An 18,615-nucleotide genomic window follows, 5' to 3' on the forward strand; every position below is an offset into this window, starting at 1 on the left:
ACGCGGCGTGGACTATAAATGGAGACGTGTACCGGTGCTTGTCGGGCGTACGCGCGTGCCGCGCGGGTCCGCGCCGCGATCGCCCGGGGGAGGTGCACCGTGGTTCGCCAGACGCTTGCTCGCGCCGTGCTTCACGGCGCGTTGATCGGCGCCGTATTCGCGTGGTCGTGCGCGCCGTCGCCGCTCGTTGCCGGGACCGTCGCGGCGCCGCGCACGCCGCCCGGCATGAAGGTCAGGACGGCCGCGCCGCCGTATTCGATGCCGGTCGATTTCCCCGCGATCGTCGATCGCTACGGGCCGGCCGTCGTGACCGTCTCGACGGCCGCGGCGGAGCCGCAATCCGGCGGCCCGTCGTTCATGGAACTCGATCCCGACGATCCGCTCGCCGCATTCTTTCGCCGCGCAGCGCCGCCGCCGGCCGCGCCACGCGCGCAGACGCCGGCGCAGCCTTCCGATGCGTTGCCGCGCGCGATCGCCGGCAGCGGGTCGGGTTTCATCGTGAGCGCCGACGGGCTGATCCTGACGTCCGCGCACGTGGTGGCCGATGCGACCGACGTGACGGTGCGGCTGGCCGATCGCCGGATGCTCAAGGGCACGGTGCTGGCCGTCGATCCGCAGAGCGACGTCGCGGTGCTGCACGTCGACGCGACGAAGCTGCCGGTCGTGCGTCTCGGCGACTCGTCGCGGGTGCGCGCCGGCGAACCGGTGATGACGATCGGCGCGCCGGACGGCGCGGGCAATACGGTCACGGCCGGCATCGTCAGCGCGACGTCGCATCTGTTGCCGGACGGCGGCGCGTTTCCGTTCTTCCAGACCGACATCGCGGTGAACCACGACAACTCCGGCGGCCCGGTGTTCAACCGCGCGGGCGACGTGATCGGGATCGCGATGCAGGTCTACACGGACGCCGATCGCTACGCGAGCACGACGTTCGCGATTCCGATCGCGCTCGCCGTGAAGGTGCGCGCGCAAGTACAGGCGCAGATGCGCAGCAATGCGCAGGCGCAGCGCGCGGCGTCGGGGGATGGGGCGGGCAATGGGTCGGCTAATGGATCGGCTAATGCACTGGGTGTGGACGTGCAGGATGTCGGCGTCGGACTCGCGGCCGCGTTCGGGTTGCCGCGCGCGGCGGGCGCGCTCGTGAACACCGTCGATCCCGGCTCACCGGCCGCGTTGGCCGGCGTGAAGCCGGGCGACGTGATCGTGAAGTTCGGCGACCGGCCGATCGGCCGCGCGGCGGAGTTGAACGATCTGGCCGCGGCGTTGCCGGCGGGCGGGAAGGCGACGCTGCGGGCGATCCGCAATCGCGTGCCGAAGACGCTGGTGGTCACGGGCGCGGCCACGGGCGCCGACGACGCGATCGACGACGCGGCGTCGGCAGGCGTGCCAGGTGCTACGGGGCCGGTCGGCGCCGCCGGTGCGACGGCGCTGACGGTGGCCGCCGCGCGGCCGGCCGACGGCGGCGATCGGCTCGGACTGACGATGCATCCGCTGAGCGACGCGGAACGCCGATCGACCGGGCTCGCCGTCGGAATGATGGTGGATGCGGTGCACGGGCCGGCTGCGCGCGCCGGCATCCGGCCCGGCGACGTGGTGCTCGAACTCAACGATACGTTGCTCGAAACGCCGGAAGACGTGCCGGCGCTGGAAGCGCACGGCGGCAACGCGATCGCGGTGCTGATCCAGCGCGACAACGCGCGCAGATTCGTGTCGGTGCGGGCGCGGTAGTGCGTTGACCGCCAAGCGGTCGAGCAACTAACATCGTTCGACATCGCTGCCCGCGATTCGGGCATTCGGAGCCATACGGAATGAACGCGGCAATCTTTTTCGTAGTAGTACACAGGCGCAGGGTCCGGTAGCGGCATCGCGCCGGCACCCATGCGCCCCCGACTTGCTCGGGGGCTTTTTTTGCATCGCGCACGGCCGCACGGCGCATGTGCGGGAGGGCATCCACTTGCAACCAGACCTGTCGAACGCTTCGGCCGCCGCGGCGCCGCGATATGCGACGTTGATCGCGCTGTGCGTGCTCTCGGTGCTGCCGTTGAGCTTGTTTCTGCCGTCGTTGCCCGCGATCGCGCGCGAACTGCGCGCCGACTACGCGCTGGTCGCCCTTTCCGTCGCCGGCTACGCGGCCGTCGCCGCAGCGCTGGAGTTCGTCATGGGGCCGCTGTCCGACCGGTTCGGGCGCCGGCCCATCGTGCTGCTGAGCGTAGGGGCGTTCACGTTCGGCTCGCTCGGTTGTGCGCTCGCAACCGACATTCGCGTGTTTCTCGCTTGCCGTCTGCTGCAGGCCGCGATTACGTCCGTCTACCCGGTGTCGATGGCGACGATTCGCGACACCGGCGGGGGCGAGCATGCGGCCGGGCGGATCGGCTATGCGGCGATGGCGGCGGCGTTCGCGCCGATGATCGGGCCGACGCTGGGCGGCGTGCTCGATCAGACCGTCGGCTGGCGCGCGAGCTTCGGGCTGCTCGCCGCAGCCGGCATTGCGCTGCTCGGCTGGTGTGCGGCCGATCTCGTCGAGACGCATTCGCCCCACGTCCGGACGCTCGCGCAACAGCTGCGCGCGTATCCGGCACTGCTGCGCGCGCGTCGGTTCTGGGCCTATGCGCTTTGCATGGCGTTTTCCACCGGCGCGTTCTATGCGTTCCTGGCCGGTGCGCCGCTCGCCGCCAAAGTGGTGTTCGGTATCCCGCCCGTGCAAATCGGCTTGTGCATGGGTGTGGTCACGGCCGGCTTCATATGCGGCAGCTTCGTCGCTGCGCGACGCGCACACCGGCATGCGCTTGCGACGACGATCCTGTGCGGGCGCGCGGTCGCCTGCATGGGGCCGGCGATCGCGCTTGCATTGTTGCTCGGCGGCGTGACGCATCCGCTTGCATGGTTCGGCCCGTGCGTCTTGATCGGCGTCGGAAACGGGCTGTCGAATCCGGCGGCGCACGCGGGCGCGATGGCGGTACGGCCGGATCTGGCGGGCAGCGCATCGGGGCTGGCCGGCGCCGCGACCATCGCCGGCGGCGCCGCGCTCGCGTCGTTGACCGGCGCCGTCCTGACCACCGGCAATGCGGCGTATGCGCCGCTCGCGATGATGTCGCTGTCGACGCTCATCGCGTTGGCGGCGGCAATGTGCATCCGGGCCTTCGATGCCCGCGCGTGAGTCATGTGCGCCGCCGCGCGCGGCCGGCGCGCCGATCGGGCGCAATGTGCGCGCCGTGCCGACCGGAGCCAAACGACGCGACGCGCAGCCGTTCCCGCCGGCGCCCGCGCATTGCCACTACAGCCGTTACGGCTTCGCGCCGACCACGAACTCGAACGTCGCGACGCCGTCCACCCCGCCCGTCACGCGATCGCCCGGCTGCAGCGCGCCCACGCCGGCCGGCGTGCCGGTGAAGATCAGGTCGCCGGCCTTCAACGCGACCGAGCGCGACACGTAGGCGATCACGTCGGGCACGGCCCAGATCATGTCGGCGAGATCGCCTTGCTGACGCGTGTCGCCGTTCACCGCGAGCCAGATCCGCCCGCTCGCCGGGTGGCCGGTCGCGCTCGCGGCGCGCAGCGGGCTCATCGGCCCCGACGCGTCGAAGCCCTTCGCCCAGTCCCACGGGCGGCCCAGCTTCTTGGCTTCGGCCTGCAGGTCGCGACGCGTGAGGTCGACGCCGACGCCGTAACCCCACACGTGCGACAGCGCGTCGGCCGGCTCGATCGAGCGGCCGTCCTTGCCGATCGCGACGACCAGCTCGATCTCGTGATGGAGGTCGTTCGTCAGCGGCGGATACGGGACGGTGCCGGCGGCCGGCACGACCGCATCGGCCGGCTTCGTGAAGAAGAACGGCGGTTCGCGGTCGGGATCGGCGCCCATTTCCCGCGCGTGGTCGGCGTAGTTGCGGCCCACGCAGAACACGCGGCGTACCGGAAAGCGCGCGGACGATTGATCGACTTCGACGGAAGGACGCTCGGGAGCGTCGATGACGTATGCGGACATCGGATGGCCTCGTTCGAATGGAAGACGGATACCGGCCGCCACCCGACGGCGGCGGCCCGGCATGCCTGCAACGATACCGGAGCGCCGCGCGCCGCGATGCGACGCAACTGCGCTTTAACCGGACAAATCTACGCGTCCGCGGCCGGCGCCGCGTCGGTTGCATCGGCCGCATCGGCCGCGCCGACTGCATCGGGCAGCGCGGCGTTCGCGTCGCGGTACGCCTTCGGCGACACGCCGACGCGCGCGCGAAAGCGCCGCGCGAAATACCCTTCGTCGCGGAAGCCGACTGCACGGGCGATGTCCGCGATGCGCCGGCTCGTATGCGCGAGCAGCGATTGCGCGAGCGCGATCCGGCGCTCGGTCACTAGATCGGTGAAGGTGCTGCCGGTCTCCTTGCGCACCAGATGCGCGAGGTAGTTCGGCGACAGGAACGCGGCCTCGGCGGTGGCCGCAAGCGTCAGGTCTTCGCGCGTGAGGTTGGCGCGCACATGGCGCAGCACGCGTGCGAGCGCGTCGCGCCGGCCCGCGCGCTGGGCGCCGCGCTGCGCGAGCTTGTCGAGCGCGCCGGCGTACTGCGTGCAGACGAGCCCGATCAGCTGCAGCAGATAGCCGCGCAGCAGCGTGGTCGACCCGAAGGTGCGGACCCGGTCGGCGTCGAGCATGCACAGCGCGAGGCGGCGTGCTTCGTCGAACGCGTCGCCGGTCAGGATGAAGTCGAGATGCTCCTGGAAGCGAAACGGCGTCAGTTCGGGGACGCGGTGCGCGGGCACGTCCTCGAGATCGAGCGGATCGACGTCGAGATCGGTGCGCAGGAACGCCTGGCTGAAGTTGATCACGATGAAGTGAGCGCCTTCCGGATGCGGAATCAGGTGTTCGCGATGCGGCAGAACGAACGCGAGCGCGCCGCGCGGAAACGGCCGCGTGACGCCGCCGATCCGCTGCTCGGTGTCGCCGCCGAGATTGAACTGGATCTGGAAGTAGGTGTGCCGGTGCGGTTCGGTGATCGCCTGGCGCGACGCCTGATCGCGGATGTAGAAATCGAGCCGGTCGCTGCGTTCGGGCATCCCGTACAGGCGCGGCGGGGCGGAGGAGGGCATGAAGAATTCGGCTGGTCGAGACGCGGTTGAGCCGCGATGGTACAGCGAACCGGGCGCCGCCGGAATCGGCGGGCGCCGGGCGACGGCTCCGCGGGGCGGCTCGACGCTTCGCGCCTCGCTGCACCGGATCGGCTATGCGTCCGGATGGAAGCCGAGATAGCGCACGCGCGGGCCGGCAAGCGCGGCGGCGCTGCGGCTCGCCGCGCCCACCGCCGCGAGCGCGTCGATCGTGGCGGTGCGATTCGACGTCAGCGTCCACGCCGCCGCTTGCGCGTCGTCGGCGGCCGGCGCAGCGCCCACGGCCGTCAGCGCGGCGAGCAGCGCATCCGCGGGCGGCGCATGAACCGCGAAGCCCTCGTTCGCGACGGCCGCCGTATCGATGGCGAGCATCTCGCACAGCCGCGCCCGCAGCGGCGTCTCGATCTCGCTCGCCGTTCGCGAACGTGCGACGTGCTCGGCCGTCGCCGCGTCGACGAGCGTGCCGCCGCGGAGCAGCGGCGCCTGCTGCCATGCGTCCGACGGGCATTGCTTGCCGGGCGGCGCGAGCGGCACGAACGGGTTGACTTCGGCCGGGTAGATGCGGCATACGAGCGGCCGATCGTCGTAGATCCCGCAGCGGAGGTCGTCGCGCAGGTTCGGGCACGGCCCGGCATGCGATGCGACGAGCACGGCCGTCACGCGCAGCGGCAGCGCACCGCTCGAGGCGGGCGTCGAGCGCGCCCGCTTGTACGCGGCGAACGCGTTGCCGGCCTCGGGCTCCTCGAGCCACGGCATCGCGTCGCACAGCAGTTCGACGTGGCCGCCGCGGCGCAGCCACGCGATCGCTTCGTCGATCGTCAACGGAATGCGCAGGTCGCGGCAGCAGCCGCCGCAGCCGGTGCACGCGAAATCGAGGTCGGCTGGCGTGTCGTTCATGCGCATGTGTCGGGTGCCGCGTTCAAGCGGGAAAGGATGGCGCCGCAGCCGGCGGCCCGGTTCATGCGTCGCGCGCCAGCAGCGGCGCAACGCGCCGGCGCAGCTCGGGCACGACCTCGGCGTCGAACCACGGATGATGCTTGAACCACCCCTGGTTGCGCGGCGACGGATGCGGCAGCGGCAGCACACCGGGCCCGTAGTCGCGCCACGCTTGCACGGTGTCGGTCAGCGTCGCCTTGCGCGCGTCGCGCAGAAAATGCCGCTGCGCATACTGGCCGATCAGCAGCGTCAGCCGGATCGACGGCAATTCGGCCAGCAGCCGGTCGAGCCACAGCGCCGCGCATTCCGGCCGCGGCGGGTTGTCGCCGCTCGCGCCGCGGCCGGGATAGCAGAAGCCCATCGGCACGATCGCGAAGCGCGTCGCGTCGTAGAACGTGTCGGCATCGACGCCGAGCCAGTCGCGCAGCCGCTTGCCGCTCGCATCGTCCCACGGGATGCCGCTCGCATGGACGCGCGCGCCGGGAGCCTGGCCGACGATCAGCACGCGCGCGTCGCGATGGGCGCGCAGCACCGGGCGCGGCCCGAGCGGCAGCTCGGCTTCGCATGCGCGGCACGCGCGGATTTCGGTGAGCAGCACGTCGAGCGACGTGCGCGTTCGTTTCGGCATCGATTCGGGAACGGGGACGGAGTGGCGATACGGGTACAGCGGTACGGGCATTGGGCGCCCGCGCATCGCGCTGGGCGGCGGGCCGGCCGCCGCCGCATCTCCGCGGAGGGAGTCAGCGGCCGGCCGTACCGTCTTCGGCGACGGCAGCATCATACAACGCCGTCTGCGCGATCGCCGCGGCGATCTGCGCGTCGTCCTGCGTGCCCTCGAGCATGCCCCAGCGCCGGTATTGCGACAGGAACCACCGCGCCTCCTGCGGATCCGGCCGGTTCACGCCGCCGCCATCGTGGAAGCGGATCGGCAGCGGCGGCTGCGCGAACGGGCCGGCGCCGTAGTCGCCGAGCAGGCGCGGCGCGATCAGGCGGGCCGGCACGCCGAGCGCGTCGGGCGATGCGAGCCAGTCGGCGGCGTCGCGGCGGTGCGCCGGGTCGTCGAGCCACGCGCACGCATCGACGACGGTGCGGATCAGCGCGCGCGCGGTCGCCGGATACAGCGCGCCGAAATCGCGCCGCGTCGCCAGCACCTTCTCCGGATGATCGGGCCAGATCTCGCTGGTGACGGCGACGGTGCGGCCCGCGCCGCAGGCCTCGGCCACCGCGTGCCACGGCTCGCCGGCGCAGAAGCCGTCGAGTTCGCCGCCCGCGAGCGCGGCGACCATCTCGGGCGGCGGGATCACGACGCTGCGCACGTCGCGCAGCGGATCGACGCCGTGCGACGCGAGCCAGTGGTTCAGCCACATCGCGTGCGTGCCGGTCGGGAAGGTCTGCGCGAGCAGCGGCTTGCGGCCGAGCGTCGCGAACGCGGCGCGGACGTCGCCGCTGGCGCGGTAGGCGTCGGCGAGGCCGCGCGCGAACGTGATCGCCTGGCCGTTGCGGTTCAGCACCATCAGCGCGGCCATGTCGGCCTGCGGGCCGCCGATGCCGAGCTGCAGCCCGCAGACGAGCCCGTACAGCGCGTGCGCGGCGTCGAGTTCGCCGCTCAGCAGCTTGTCGCGCACGGCGGCCCACGACGGCTGGCGGTGCAGCTCGAGCGTCAGCCCGTGGCGCGCGCCGAGATTCAGGCGCTGCGCGACGATCAGCGGGGCCGCATCGCTCAACGCGACGAAACCGAGACGAAGATGCGCGCGTTCGGGCGCGGCGGGAATCGGAGGGTTCATGGTGGTCATTGTGAAGGCGCGTCGAGCAGTTGCCGCGCGACGTCGACGATGCGCAGCCCCTGATCCATCGCGCGCTTGCGCAGCTGCGCGTAAGCATCGTGTTCGGACAGGCTGCGCCTGTCCATCAGCAGGCGTTTCGCGCGATCGATCAGCTTGCGTTCGGCCAGCTCGCGCTCGACGTCGGCGAGCCGGCGACGCAGCGCATCGTCGTGGGAGAAGCGCGCGAGCGCGACTTCGAGAATCGGCGCGAGGCGCTCGGCCGACAGCCCTTCGACCAGATAGGCGCTGACGCCGGCGCCGACGGCCGCATGAATCAGCGCCTGGTCGGCGTCGTGGCTGAACATCAGCACGGGGCGCGGCGCGGTCGCATGCATCACGGCCAGTTGCTCGAGCGTGTCGCGCGACGGCGAATCGGTATCGATGATCACGACGTCGGGGCGCTGCTCTTCGACGGCGGCAGGCAGGCGCGCCGGCGTCGCGACGTCGTTGAGCATCTCGTAGCCGAGGCGTGCGAGCGCGTCGCCGAGCTCGCCGATCGGCTTGTCGGTATCGGTGACGAGCAGCACGCGCAGGCGGGCGGGCGGAACGGACGAACTCATGACGCGAACGGGGACGGACGGGCTTCGGTGCAACGGTTGAATGGATCAGCCGACGTGCGCGCGGAACTCGCCGCAGCGGACGCGTCGAGCGCGTCGGGCAAGCCGCACCGGCAGCCGGCGCGAGCGCGCCTGCCGTGAGCGCAATGGTGATGCGGACGATGCCGCGCGGCGCAGCCCATCACGCGGCCCACGACATCGGTGCGGCTGCGGTGTCGGGATCGGTGTCGGTGCGCTGCGCGCACGCTGCACCGATCGCGCCGCCCACGAGGATCACGGCCGGGCTGCCGAGCCGCGCGTCGTCGATGCCGCGCGCGAGGCCGCCGAGCGTGCCGGTCCAGCGGCGTTCGTGCGGCGTGCCGGCCCATTGCACGGCGGCGGCCGGCGTCGCGGCGGGCAGCGCGGCGAGCAGGCCCGTCGCGATGCTGTCGACGCGGCTCATGCCCATATAGATCGCGAGCGTGGTGCCGGTGGCCGCCAGCGCGGCCCAGTCGGGCTCGCCGTGATCCTGGCGGTGCGCGGTGACGAACGTGACGCCCTGGCAATGTTCGCGGTGCGTGAGCGAGATGCCGAGGCTCGCGGCGGCCGCGAACCCCGACGAGATGCCGTTGACGATCTCGACCGGGATCGCGGCGGCGCGCAGCGTCGCGAGCTCCTCGCCGGCGCGGCCGAACAGCAGTGCGTCGCCGCCTTTCACGCGCACGACGTGCGCGCCGCGCAGCGCGTAGCGACGCATCAGTTTCTCGATGAACGCCTGCGGCGTGGAGCGGCAGCCGCCGCGCTTGCCGACGCGGATCACGCGCGCCTGCGGCGCAAGCTCGACGATGCCCGGCGCGACGAGATCGTCGAGCAGCAGCACGTCGGCGGCGGCCAGCGCCTTCGCGGCCTTCAGGGTGAGCAGATCGGGGTCGCCGGGCCCGGCGCCCAGCAGCGTGACTTTTCCAGTCGTCATGTCGTGTTCCTGTGCCGCATGCGGCGGCGATAACGCGTTGTTGCTCGCGGCGGCGGGCGGTCGAGGCGACCACGGCGTCCCGCCGTGCCGAGCACGGGCTGGACGCCGTTGTCCACGTCGGTTCTGCCGGCCCCGCCTGGATCGGCCGGGACGGCATGGGGGAAAGACCGCCCACCGGCGCCGTTGCCGGTGTCGATAACGGATTCAGCAATAAACGGGCCAAGCGTCGCGTCGCGGCCCGCGCCCGCGGCGACGTGCGGCGCACGACGCCAGCGTGGCACGCGAACGCATGCACTCGCATGCGGCGGCGCCCCGCATGCGATGCCCGCACCACGTGCATCGCGACGCACCGGCACGCACCGTGACGTCGCACGGCGATAGTGCTGCAGCGCACCACATCTGTGCCGCGATGCCTCCCGACATATCGCGGCCGATTCCGCGCAAGACGGCCGACGGCGCCCGGCGAGCCTTGTACGACAGGGCGCTCGCGGAGATTTCGGGTGGCATGGCACGCCGCTTGCGTTAGCTGGCTCGGGCGAATCAACGGCGATTCGTCCGCAGTACCGAATACTGACGCGCCCGGCAACGGGCTTCATGGGCAACGGCGTCCTACACATCGGGTCTCGACGAGATCGGATGTGCAGGACGCCGTTTTTCGTTTGGCGGATGACATGACCGACAAAGCTACCCGTATCGATCTCTTCAGCTTCCGCAGCGCGCCGATGCGTGCGTTCCACATGACGTGGATGGCGTTTTTCGTGTGCTTCTTCGCGTGGTTCGCGTGTGCGCCGTTGATGCCGCTGATCTCGCGCGAATTCCATCTCACCGCGGCGCAGGTCGCGAACATCAACATCGCCGCGGTGGCCGCGACCATCGCGGTGCGGCTGCTGGTCGGCCCGCTGTGCGACCGCTTCGGCCCGCGCCGCGTGTACGTCGGCCTGCTGCTGCTCGGCGCGATCCCCGTGTTCGCGGTGTCGTTCGTGCACGACTACCTGTCGTTCCTGATCTGCCGGCTCGGCATCGGCGCGATCGGCGCCGGCTTCGTGATCACGCAGTACCACACGTCGGTGATGTTCGCGTCGAACGTGGTCGGCACCGCGAACGCGACGACGGCCGGCTGGGGCAACGCGGGCGCAGGCGCGACGCAGGCGATGATGCCGCTGCTCGTCGCGGCCGGCCTGCTGCTCGGCTTCGGCGACGACGCGTCGTGGCGCATCGCGCTCGTCGTGCCGGGCATCGCGATGCTCGCGATGGCGTGGGCGTACTGGCGCTTCACGCAGGACTGCCCGCAAGGCGACTTCGTCGCGCTGCGCAAGCAGGGCGTGACGGTCGACAGCGGCAAGAAGGGCGGCTGGGCGAGCTTCTTCGCCGCGTGCGGCAACTATCGCGTGTGGATGCTGTTCGTCACCTACGGCGCGTGTTTCGGCGTCGAGGTGTTCATCCACAACATCGCCGCGCTGTACTACGTCGACCACTTCAAGCTGTCGCTGAAGGACGCCGGCTTCGCGGTCGGCCTGTTCGGGCTGCTCGCGCTGTTCGCCCGCGCGCTCGGCGGCTGGCTGTCGGACCGGATCGCCGCGCGGCGCAGCCTCGACGTGCGCGCGACGCTGCTGTGCGCGCTGATCATCGGCGAAGGGCTCGGGCTCTTGTGGTTCTCGCATGCGCAAGGCATCGGCATGGCGCTCGTCGCGATGCTGACGTTCGGCCTCTTCACGCACATGGCATGCGGCGCGACCTATGCGCTCGTGCCGTTCATCGACCGCCGCGCGCTCGGCGGCGTCGCGGGGATCGTCGGCGCGGGCGGCAACGTCGGCGCGGTGGCCGCGGCGTTCCTGCTGAAGGGCGTCGGCGACGTGCAGCACGCGCTGAGCCTGCTCGGGCTCGTCGTCACCGCGACGGCGCTGTGCGCGATGGCCGTGCGCTTCAGCGCAGAACACAAGGCACGCGAGGCCGAGCTGCGCGACCGCGCGCTGGCCACCGCGAATGCCGCGAACTGATCGACCGAGGGAAACGTCATCATGAAACTGATCGTCATCGGCCACGGGATGGTCGGCCACAAGCTGCTCGAATGCCTCGCCGCGCAAGCGGACGCGGCCGGCACGCTGCAGGTCACGGTGCTCGGCGAGGAGCCGCGCCCGGCTTACGACCGCGTGCACCTGTCGGAATTCTTCGCGGGCAAGTCGGCCGACGACCTGTCGCTGGTCGAGCCCGGCTTCTTCGAACGGCATCGGCAGTTCGACCTGCGGCTGAACGCGCGCGTCGCGTCGATCGACCGCGCCGCGCATACGGTCACGCTCGCATCCGGCGCAACGCTCGCGTACGACAAGCTGGTGCTCGCGACCGGCTCGCGGCCGTTCGTGCCGCCGGTGCCCGGCCACGAGCGTGACGGCTGCTTCGTGTACCGGACCATCGAGGATCTCGAAGCGATGCAGGCGCGCGGCGCGCACGCGACGCGCGGCGTGGTGGTCGGCGGCGGGCTGCTCGGCCTCGAATGCGCGAAGGCGTTGCGCGACATGGGGCTCGACACGCACGTCGTCGAATTCGCGCCGCGGCTGATGGCGGTGCAGGTCGACGACGGCGGCGGCCGGATGCTGCGCGCGAAGATCGAGTCGCTCGGCGTGACCGTGCATACGGGCAAGAACACGCTGGAGATCGTCGACGGCGAGCAGCACGCGCACCGGATGGCGTTCGCCGACGGCTCGCATCTCGATGCCGACATGATCGTGTTCTCGGCCGGCATCCGCGCGCGCGACGAACTCGCGCGCGCATGCGGCCTCGACATCGGCCCGCGCGGCGGCGTCGCGATCGACGACGCATGCCGCACGAGCGACGCCGACATCTATGCGATCGGCGAGTGCGCGGCGTGGAACGGCATGGTGTACGGCCTCGTCGCGCCCGGCTACGACATGGCGCGCGTGGTGGCGAAGCAGCTGGGCGGCAAGATGACCGATGCGGCCGATGCCGCATTCGCTGGCGCCGACATGAGCACCAAGCTGAAGCTGATGGGCGTCGACGTGGCGAGCATCGGCGACGCGCACGGCGCGACGGCCGGCAGCCGCACCTACCAGTACGCGGACGAGCGCCGCCAGGTCTACAAGAAGCTGGTGGTGTCCGACTGCGGCAAGTTCCTGCACGGCGCGGTGATGGTGGGCGATGCGACGGAATACGGCACGCTGCTGCAGATGATGCTGAACCGCATCGAGCTGCCGGCGCAGCCCGAGTTCCTGATCCTGCCGTCGTCGGACGGCGCGGCGAAGCCCGCGCTCGGCGTCGACGCGCTGCCGGACGGCGCGCAGATCTGCTCGTGCAACAACGTGTCGAAGTCGCAGATCTGCGCGGCGGTGGCCGACGGCGCGACGAGCCTCGGCGCGCTGAAGTCGTGCACGGGCGCGGGTACGTCGTGCGGCGGCTGCGTGCCGCTCGTCACGCAGATCATGAAGGCCGAGATGAAGAAGCAGGGCCTCGCGGTCAACAACCATCTGTGCGAGCACTTCGCGCATTCGCGCCAGGAGCTGTTCCATCTGATCCGCGTCGAGCGCATCACGACGTTCGACGAACTGCTGCACAAGCACGGTCGCGGCCTCGGCTGCGACGTGTGCAAGCCGGCCGTCGCCGGCATCCTCGCATCGTGCTTCAACGAGTTCGTGCTGAAGAAGGAGCATGCGGGGCTGCAGGACTCGAACGACTACTACCTCGCGAACATCCAGCGCGACGGCACGTACTCGGTCGTGCCGCGCATGGCGGGCGGCGAGGTGACGCCGGAAGGGCTGATCGCCGTTGGCCAGGTCGCGAAGAAGTACGGCCTGTACACCAAGATCACCGGCGGCCAGCGCGTCGACCTGTTCGGCGCGCGCGTCGAACAGCTGCCGTCGATCTGGGAGGAACTGATCGCGGCCGGCTTCGAATCGGGCCACGCCTACGGCAAGGCGGTGCGCACGGTGAAGTCGTGCGTCGGCTCGACGTGGTGCCGCTACGGCGTCGACGATTCGGTCGGCCTCGCGATCGACATCGAAAACCGCTACAAGGGCCTGCGCGCGCCGCACAAGATCAAGTTCGGCGTATCGGGCTGCACGCGCGAATGCGCGGAAGCGCAGGGCAAGGACGTCGGCATTATCGCGACCGAGAAGGGCTGGAACCTGTACGTATGCGGCAACGGTGGGATGAAGCCGCGCCATGCCGAGCTGCTCGCCTCCGACCTCGATCGCGCCACGCTGATCCGCTACATCGACCGCTTCCTGATGTTCTACGTGCGCACCGCCGACCGGCTGCAGCGCACCAGCGTGTGGCGCGACAACCTCGAAGGCGGGCTCGACTACCTGATCGATGTGGTCGTGCACGACCGGCTCGGGATCGCGGCCGAGCTCGAGGCCGACATGCAGCACGTGGTCGACACCTACGAATGCGAATGGAAGAAGGCCGTCACCGATCCCGAGACGCGCAAGCGCTTCCGCCACTTCGTGAACAGCGATGCGCCCGACACGACCATCGCGTTCGTCGAGACGCGCGGCCAGATCCGCCCCGCGACGCCCGACGAGCGCCCCGGCGGCAAGCCGGTCGCGATCCCGGTCGTCGCGGAACCCGCCACCGTCTGAGCTGGCCGACGCCAGCGCCTCATTCAAGGAGCCCATCATGAACGATCGTCTTCCGCTGTCCTGGACCCGCGTATGCCCGCTCGACGACATCGTGCCGAACACGGGCGTGTGCGCGCTCGTCAACGGCGAGCAGGTCGCCGTGTTCCACGTCGCGCACGCCGAAGCCGGCGGCGTGTTCGCGATCGACAACGTCGATCCGGTGTCGCAGGCCGCGGTGATGTCGCGCGGGTTGATCGGCAGCCTAGGCGAGCGCATCGTCGTCGCGTCGCCGTTGTACAAGCAGCATTTCGATCTGCGGACCGGCGAATGCCTCGAAGCACCCGACAAATCGGTGAGCGCCTATCCGTCGCGGGTCGAGGACGGTTTCGTGTGGATCGCCGCCTGAACGTCACGGAGCACGCATGAGCGCCACCCCCGTCAAGAGCGTGTGCCCGTACTGCGGCGTCGGCTGCGGCATGGTGCTGCACGTCGAGGCTGACGAAGTCGTCAAGGTGTCCGGCGACTCCGAGCATCCGACCAACTTCGGGCGGCTGTGCACGAAGGGCTCGTCCGCGCACGTCGCGCTGCGCCGCTCCGGGCGGCTCGATCGCGCGTTCGTGCGGCGCGCCCGCGAGGACGACCTCGTCCCGTTGCCGGCCCGCGACGCGATCGCCGAGACCGCGCGCCGGCTGCGCGCGGTGCTCGACGCGCACGGGCCGGACGCGCTGTCGTTCTATGTGTCGGGGCAGATGTCGATCGAGGCGCAGTACCTCGTGAACAAGCTCGCGAAGGGCTTCGTCGGCACCAACAACATCGAGTCGAACTCGCGGCTGTGCATGGCGAGCGCGAGCACCGGCTACAAGCAGTCGCTGGGCGCGGACGGTCCGCCCGGTTCGTACCAGGATTTCGATCGCGCGAACCTGTTCTTCGTGATCGGCGCGAACATGGCCGACTGCCATCCGATCCTGTTCCTGCGGATGATGGATCGCGTGAAGGCCGGCGCGAAGCTGATCGTCGTCGATCCGCGCCGCACCGGCACGGCCGACAAGGCCGACCTGTTCCTGCAGATCCGGCCCGGCACCGATCTCGCGCTGCTCAACGGGCTGCTGCATCTGCTGCACGCGAACGGCCGCACCGACGCCGCGTTCATCGACGCGCATACCGAGGGCTGGGACGCGATGCCCGCGTTCCTCGCCGACTACACGCCGGAGCGCGTCGCCGAGATCACCGGCCTTGCGCCGGACGACCTCCGCACGGCCGCGCAGTGGATCGGCGATGCGCCGGAATGGACGAGCTGCTGGACGATGGGGCTCAACCAGAGCACGCACGGCGTGTGGAACACCAATGCGATCTGCAACCTGCATCTCGCGACCGGCAAGATCTGCCGGCCCGGCAGCGGGCCGTTCTCGCTGACCGGCCAGCCGAACGCGATGGGCGGCCGCGAGATGGGCTACATGGGCGCCGGCCTGCCGGGCCAGCGCTCGGTGGCGTCCGACGACGACCGCCGGTTCGTCGAAAACCTGTGGCGCGTGCCGGCCGGCACGCTGCGCCAGGAGACCGGCAGCGGCACGGTCGACCTGTTCGAGCGGATGGCGGCCGGCGACATCAAGGCGTGCTGGATCATCTGCACGAACCCGGTCGCGACGGTGCCGAACCGGCAGAACGTGATCGCGGGGCTGCAGGCGGCGGAGCTGGTGATCGCGCAGGACGCGTTCCTCGACACCGAAACCAACCGTTATGCGGACATCCTGCTGCCCGGCGCGCTGTGGGCCGAGGGCGACGGCGTGATGGTCAACTCCGAGCGCAACCTGACGCTGATGCGCGCGGCGGTGGCGGCGCCGGGCGACGCGCTGCCGGACTGGCGCATCGTCGCGGAAGTCGCGCGCGCGATGGGCTTCGGCGCGGCGTTCGACTATGCGTCGGCGGCCGACGTGTTCGACGAGATCGTGCGGTTCTCGAACCCGGCGACCGGCTACGACCTGCGCGGCGCGAGCCATGCGGCGCTGCGCGACGGGCCGGTGCAATGGCCGGTTGCACTGGGCGCCGCGCGCGAGCGGCATCCGATCCGCTATCTGAACGACGGCGTGAGCCAGACGCTGCGGCCGGCGGCCGACGGCGGCGCCGCGCCGCGCATCGCGTTCCCGACGTCGTCGGGCCGCGCGCGCTTCTTCGCGCGACCGCACGTCGCGCCGGCCGAGTTGCCCGACGACACGTTCCCAATCGTGCTGAACACCGGCCGCCTGCAGCATCAGTGGCACACGATGACGAAGACGGGCAAGGTCGCGATGCTGAACAAGCTGAACCCGCGTCCGTTCGTCGAACTTCATCCGGACGATGCGCGCGCGCTCGGCATCGCCGCGAAGGACAGCGTCGAGATCCGCTCGGCGCGCGGCCGCGCGGTGCTGCCGGCCGTCGTGACCGAACGCGTGCTGCGCGGCAACTGCTTCGCGCCGATGCACTGGAACGACGTGTACGGCGACGAGCTGTGCATCAACGCGGTGACGAACGACGCGATCGACGCGGAATCGCAGCAGCCCGAACTGAAATACTGCGCGGTCGCATTGACGCGCGCGGACACCAACGCGTTCGCGCCCGCCGACGACGACACGGCGCGCCCCGATGCGGCCGCAGCCGATGCCGCCCACGCAGCCGCCGCAGCCGATGCTCAGGCTGCGCCGGTATCGCTATCGGCTTCACAGGAATCCGACATGGCAGACCTCGACACTTTCGCGGCGGCGCTCGGCGTGGCCGATCTCGCGCCGCCGCCGCTCTCCGACGCGGAGCGCCTGTACGTGGCCGGCCTCGTCGGCGGGCTGCGGGCGAGCGCGGGCCGCCGCGACGGCGGCGTGCCGGTGCTGCCGGCCGGCGCGCCGCTCACGCCGCCGGTGCGCTACTGGCTCGACGGGATGCTCGCGGGGCTGTTCAGCCGCTCGGCGCCCGCACCCGCGACGGAACGCGCGGCGCCCGCGCTGCCGGCCGACGCGGCCGCGCCGGGCGGCGTGCGGATCGTGCGCACGCGGCCGAAGGTGACGCTGCTGTGGGCGTCGCAGACCGGCAACATCGAATCGTTGACCGAGGATTACGCGACGCAGCTGATGAACGCCGGCTTCGAGATCCGCACCGCGTGCATGTCCGATTACCCGGTCGCGTCGCTGGCGAGCGCGCAGTATGTGCTGCTGATGACCAGCACGTTCGGCGACGGCGACGCGCCCGACAACGGCAGCGAGTTCTGGGATGCACTGCAGGCGGCCGGCGCCCCGCGCGTGGAAGGCATGCAGTTCGCGGTCCTCGCGTTCGGCGATCGCAACTACGACCAGTTTTGCGGCCACGGCCGCCGGCTCGACGCGCGGCTCGCGGAACTCGGCGCGACGCGGCTGTGTGCGCGCGTCGATTGCGACGTCGAGTTCCAGCGCGACGCGGACCAATGGCTCGAACGCGTGGTCGCGCGGATCAAGGAGGCCGACGCGGCGCTGCACGCGGTGCCGAGCGCCGGCGCGAGCGCGTCGGGGCTGCTGCCGAGCAAGGCGCATCCGGCGCCGTCGAAGCTCGTCGCGAACCTGCGGCTGAACCGGCCGGGCGCGGCGAAGGACACGCGCTACGTGTCGCTGTCGACCGAAGGCGCGAACCTCGAATACGAGGCCGGCGACGCGCTCGGCGTGTGGCCGACCAACTGCCCGGAACTGGTGGACGAGCTGCTGGCCGTCACCGCGTTGAAGGCCGACACGCCGGTGTCGGTGGCGGGCGTCGGCGACGTGCGCCTGGCCGATGCGCTGGCGCGCCACTTCGACATCACGCGCCCGCATCCGGACACGCTCGCGTTCATCGCGTCGCGCAGCGCGAACGGCGCGCTCAAGGCGCTGCTCGGCGACGATCGCAAGGCGGACCTCAAGCAGTGGTTGTGGGGACAACAGCTGGCCGATGTGCTGCACGAGTTTCCGGTCGAGCTGTCGGGCATGGAACTGGTCGGCATGCTCAAGCGCCTGCAGCCGCGGCTGTATTCGATCGCGTCGAGCCCGAGCGCGCATCGCGGCGAGATCCATCTGACGGTGTCGGCCGTGCGCTATCACAACGGCCGGCGCGCGCGTAAAGGCGTCGCGTCGACGTTCCTCGCCGATCGCGCGGACGACGGCCGCGTGCCCGTGTTCGTGCAGAAGTCCGCGCATTTCCGGCCTCCGGTCAACGGCGACGTGCCGGTCGTGATGGTCGGCCCCGGCACCGGCGTCGCGCCGTTCCGCGGCTTCCTGCACGAGCGGCAGGCGCGCGGCGCGCGCGGGCGCAACTGGCTGTTCTTCGGCGAGCAGCACGCGCAGACCGACTTCTATTACGGCGACGAGCTGAGCGCGATGCGCGACAGCGGCTTCCTCACGCGGCTCGATCTGGCGTTCTCGCGCGACCAGGCCGACAAGATCTACGTGCAGGACCGGATGCGCGAACACGGCGCGGAGCTGTACAGCTGGCTCGAGGACGGCGCGCATTTCTACGTGTGCGGCGACGCCGCCCGGATGGCCAAGGACGTCGATACCGCGCTGAAGGCAGTGGTGGCCGAACACGGCGGAATGTCGGACGAAGCCGCGAACGACTACGTCGCGCGGCTCGCGAAGGCGCGGCGGTACGTGCGGGACGTGTATTGAGCGGGTGGGGCGGCGTTCGCGCTTCTCCATCGCACGCGCGGCGGTCGC

General features: G+C 71.0%; 13 protein-coding genes. 6 read left to right on the plus strand and 7 right to left on the minus strand.

Going from position 1 to position 18,615, the window contains the following annotated elements:
• Positions 1-99 precede the first annotated feature (99 nt).
• Together AK36_RS04285 and AK36_RS04290 are read left to right on the plus strand one after the other, a co-directional pair.
• A complete protein-coding gene (locus tag AK36_RS04285) occupies positions 100-1,728 on the plus strand; it encodes a trypsin-like peptidase domain-containing protein (protein ID WP_045577936.1) in 1,629 nt (542 codons plus the stop codon).
• A 226-nt stretch (positions 1,729-1,954) separates the two neighbouring features.
• Positions 1,955-3,157 (plus strand): MFS transporter, encoded by a 1,203-nt coding sequence (locus tag AK36_RS04290; RefSeq protein ID WP_034195267.1) that lies wholly within the window; start codon positions 1,955-1,957, stop codon positions 3,155-3,157.
• 126 nt (positions 3,158-3,283) lie between these two features.
• On the opposite strand, the gene AK36_RS04295 is transcribed toward AK36_RS04290, so the two are convergent.
• The 7 genes from AK36_RS04295 to cobA all read right to left on the minus strand — a co-directional run bounded on the left by AK36_RS04295 (position 3,284) and on the right by cobA (position 9,365).
• Positions 3,284-3,982, minus strand: coding sequence for a fumarylacetoacetate hydrolase family protein (locus AK36_RS04295; RefSeq protein WP_011882330.1), 699 nt, complete (start codon positions 3,980-3,982; stop codon positions 3,284-3,286).
• A 128-nt stretch (positions 3,983-4,110) separates the two neighbouring features.
• Complete coding sequence (locus tag AK36_RS04300) at positions 4,111-5,079, minus strand: helix-turn-helix transcriptional regulator (protein WP_014724805.1); 969 nt, start codon at positions 5,077-5,079, stop codon at positions 4,111-4,113.
• A 132-nt stretch (positions 5,080-5,211) separates the two neighbouring features.
• Positions 5,212-5,994, minus strand: coding sequence for a YkgJ family cysteine cluster protein (locus tag AK36_RS04305; RefSeq protein WP_045578416.1), 783 nt, complete (start codon positions 5,992-5,994; stop codon positions 5,212-5,214).
• Between the two features lie 61 nt (positions 5,995-6,055).
• Positions 6,056-6,661 (minus strand): uracil-DNA glycosylase family protein, encoded by a 606-nt coding sequence (locus AK36_RS04310; protein WP_045577937.1) that lies wholly within the window; start codon positions 6,659-6,661, stop codon positions 6,056-6,058.
• A gap of 112 nt (positions 6,662-6,773) precedes the next feature.
• A complete protein-coding gene (locus AK36_RS04315; RefSeq protein WP_045578417.1) occupies positions 6,774-7,817 on the minus strand; it encodes a CmpA/NrtA family ABC transporter substrate-binding protein in 1,044 nt (347 codons plus the stop codon).
• A gap of 5 nt (positions 7,818-7,822) precedes the next feature.
• Complete coding sequence (locus tag AK36_RS04320; RefSeq protein ID WP_011882325.1) at positions 7,823-8,416, minus strand: ANTAR domain-containing response regulator; 594 nt, start codon at positions 8,414-8,416, stop codon at positions 7,823-7,825.
• 178 nt (positions 8,417-8,594) lie between these two features.
• A complete protein-coding gene (gene cobA, locus AK36_RS04325; RefSeq protein ID WP_034195107.1) occupies positions 8,595-9,365 on the minus strand; it encodes a uroporphyrinogen-III C-methyltransferase in 771 nt (256 codons plus the stop codon).
• A 671-nt stretch (positions 9,366-10,036) separates the two neighbouring features.
• Between cobA and AK36_RS04330 the strand changes: the two genes are divergently transcribed.
• Genes AK36_RS04330 through AK36_RS04345 form a run of 4 tightly spaced genes read left to right on the plus strand, consistent with a single transcriptional unit; the run spans position 10,037 to position 18,567 of the window.
• Entirely contained in the window at positions 10,037-11,362 is a 1,326-nt protein-coding gene (locus AK36_RS04330; protein ID WP_045577938.1) for an MFS transporter, read from the plus strand.
• Positions 11,363-11,383: 21 nt separating this feature from the next.
• Positions 11,384-13,957, plus strand: coding sequence for a nitrite reductase large subunit NirB (gene nirB, locus AK36_RS04335; RefSeq protein WP_045577939.1), 2,574 nt, complete (start codon positions 11,384-11,386; stop codon positions 13,955-13,957).
• Between the two features lie 37 nt (positions 13,958-13,994).
• Positions 13,995-14,342, plus strand: coding sequence for a nitrite reductase small subunit NirD (gene nirD / locus AK36_RS04340; protein WP_014724812.1), 348 nt, complete (start codon positions 13,995-13,997; stop codon positions 14,340-14,342).
• A gap of 16 nt (positions 14,343-14,358) precedes the next feature.
• Positions 14,359-18,567: a bifunctional nitrate reductase/sulfite reductase flavoprotein subunit alpha gene (locus AK36_RS04345; protein ID WP_045577940.1), complete on the plus strand. Its 4,209-nt coding sequence runs from the start codon at positions 14,359-14,361 to the stop codon at positions 18,565-18,567.
• Positions 18,568-18,615: the final 48 nt, after the last annotated feature.

This window comes from Burkholderia vietnamiensis LMG 10929 (assembly GCF_000959445.1).
GTDB classification, from domain to species: Bacteria; Pseudomonadota; Gammaproteobacteria; order Burkholderiales; family Burkholderiaceae; genus Burkholderia; species Burkholderia vietnamiensis.

Bases quoted from the DNA above. Each gene is read 5' to 3' on its own strand.
- AK36_RS04295 (WP_011882330.1), bottom strand. From the start codon at position 3,982: ATGTCCGCATACGTCATCGACGCTCCCGAGCGTCCTTCCGTCGAAGTC.
- AK36_RS04300 (WP_014724805.1), bottom strand. From the start codon at position 5,079: ATGCCCTCCTCCGCCCCGCCGCGCCTGTACGGGATGCCCGAACGCAGC.
- AK36_RS04305 (WP_045578416.1), bottom strand. From the start codon at position 5,994: ATGAACGACACGCCAGCCGACCTCGATTTCGCGTGCACCGGCTGCGGC.
- AK36_RS04310 (WP_045577937.1), bottom strand. From the start codon at position 6,661: ATGCCGAAACGAACGCGCACGTCGCTCGACGTGCTGCTCACCGAAATC.
- AK36_RS04315 (WP_045578417.1), bottom strand. From the start codon at position 7,817: ATGAACCCTCCGATTCCCGCCGCGCCCGAACGCGCGCATCTTCGTCTC.
- AK36_RS04320 (WP_011882325.1), bottom strand. From the start codon at position 8,416: ATGAGTTCGTCCGTTCCGCCCGCCCGCCTGCGCGTGCTGCTCGTCACC.
- cobA (WP_034195107.1), bottom strand. From the start codon at position 9,365: ATGACGACTGGAAAAGTCACGCTGCTGGGCGCCGGGCCCGGCGACCCC.
- AK36_RS04330 (WP_045577938.1), top strand. From the start codon at position 10,037: ATGACCGACAAAGCTACCCGTATCGATCTCTTCAGCTTCCGCAGCGCG.
- nirB (WP_045577939.1), top strand. From the start codon at position 11,384: ATGAAACTGATCGTCATCGGCCACGGGATGGTCGGCCACAAGCTGCTC.
- nirD (WP_014724812.1), top strand. From the start codon at position 13,995: ATGAACGATCGTCTTCCGCTGTCCTGGACCCGCGTATGCCCGCTCGAC.
- AK36_RS04345 (WP_045577940.1), top strand. From the start codon at position 14,359: ATGAGCGCCACCCCCGTCAAGAGCGTGTGCCCGTACTGCGGCGTCGGC.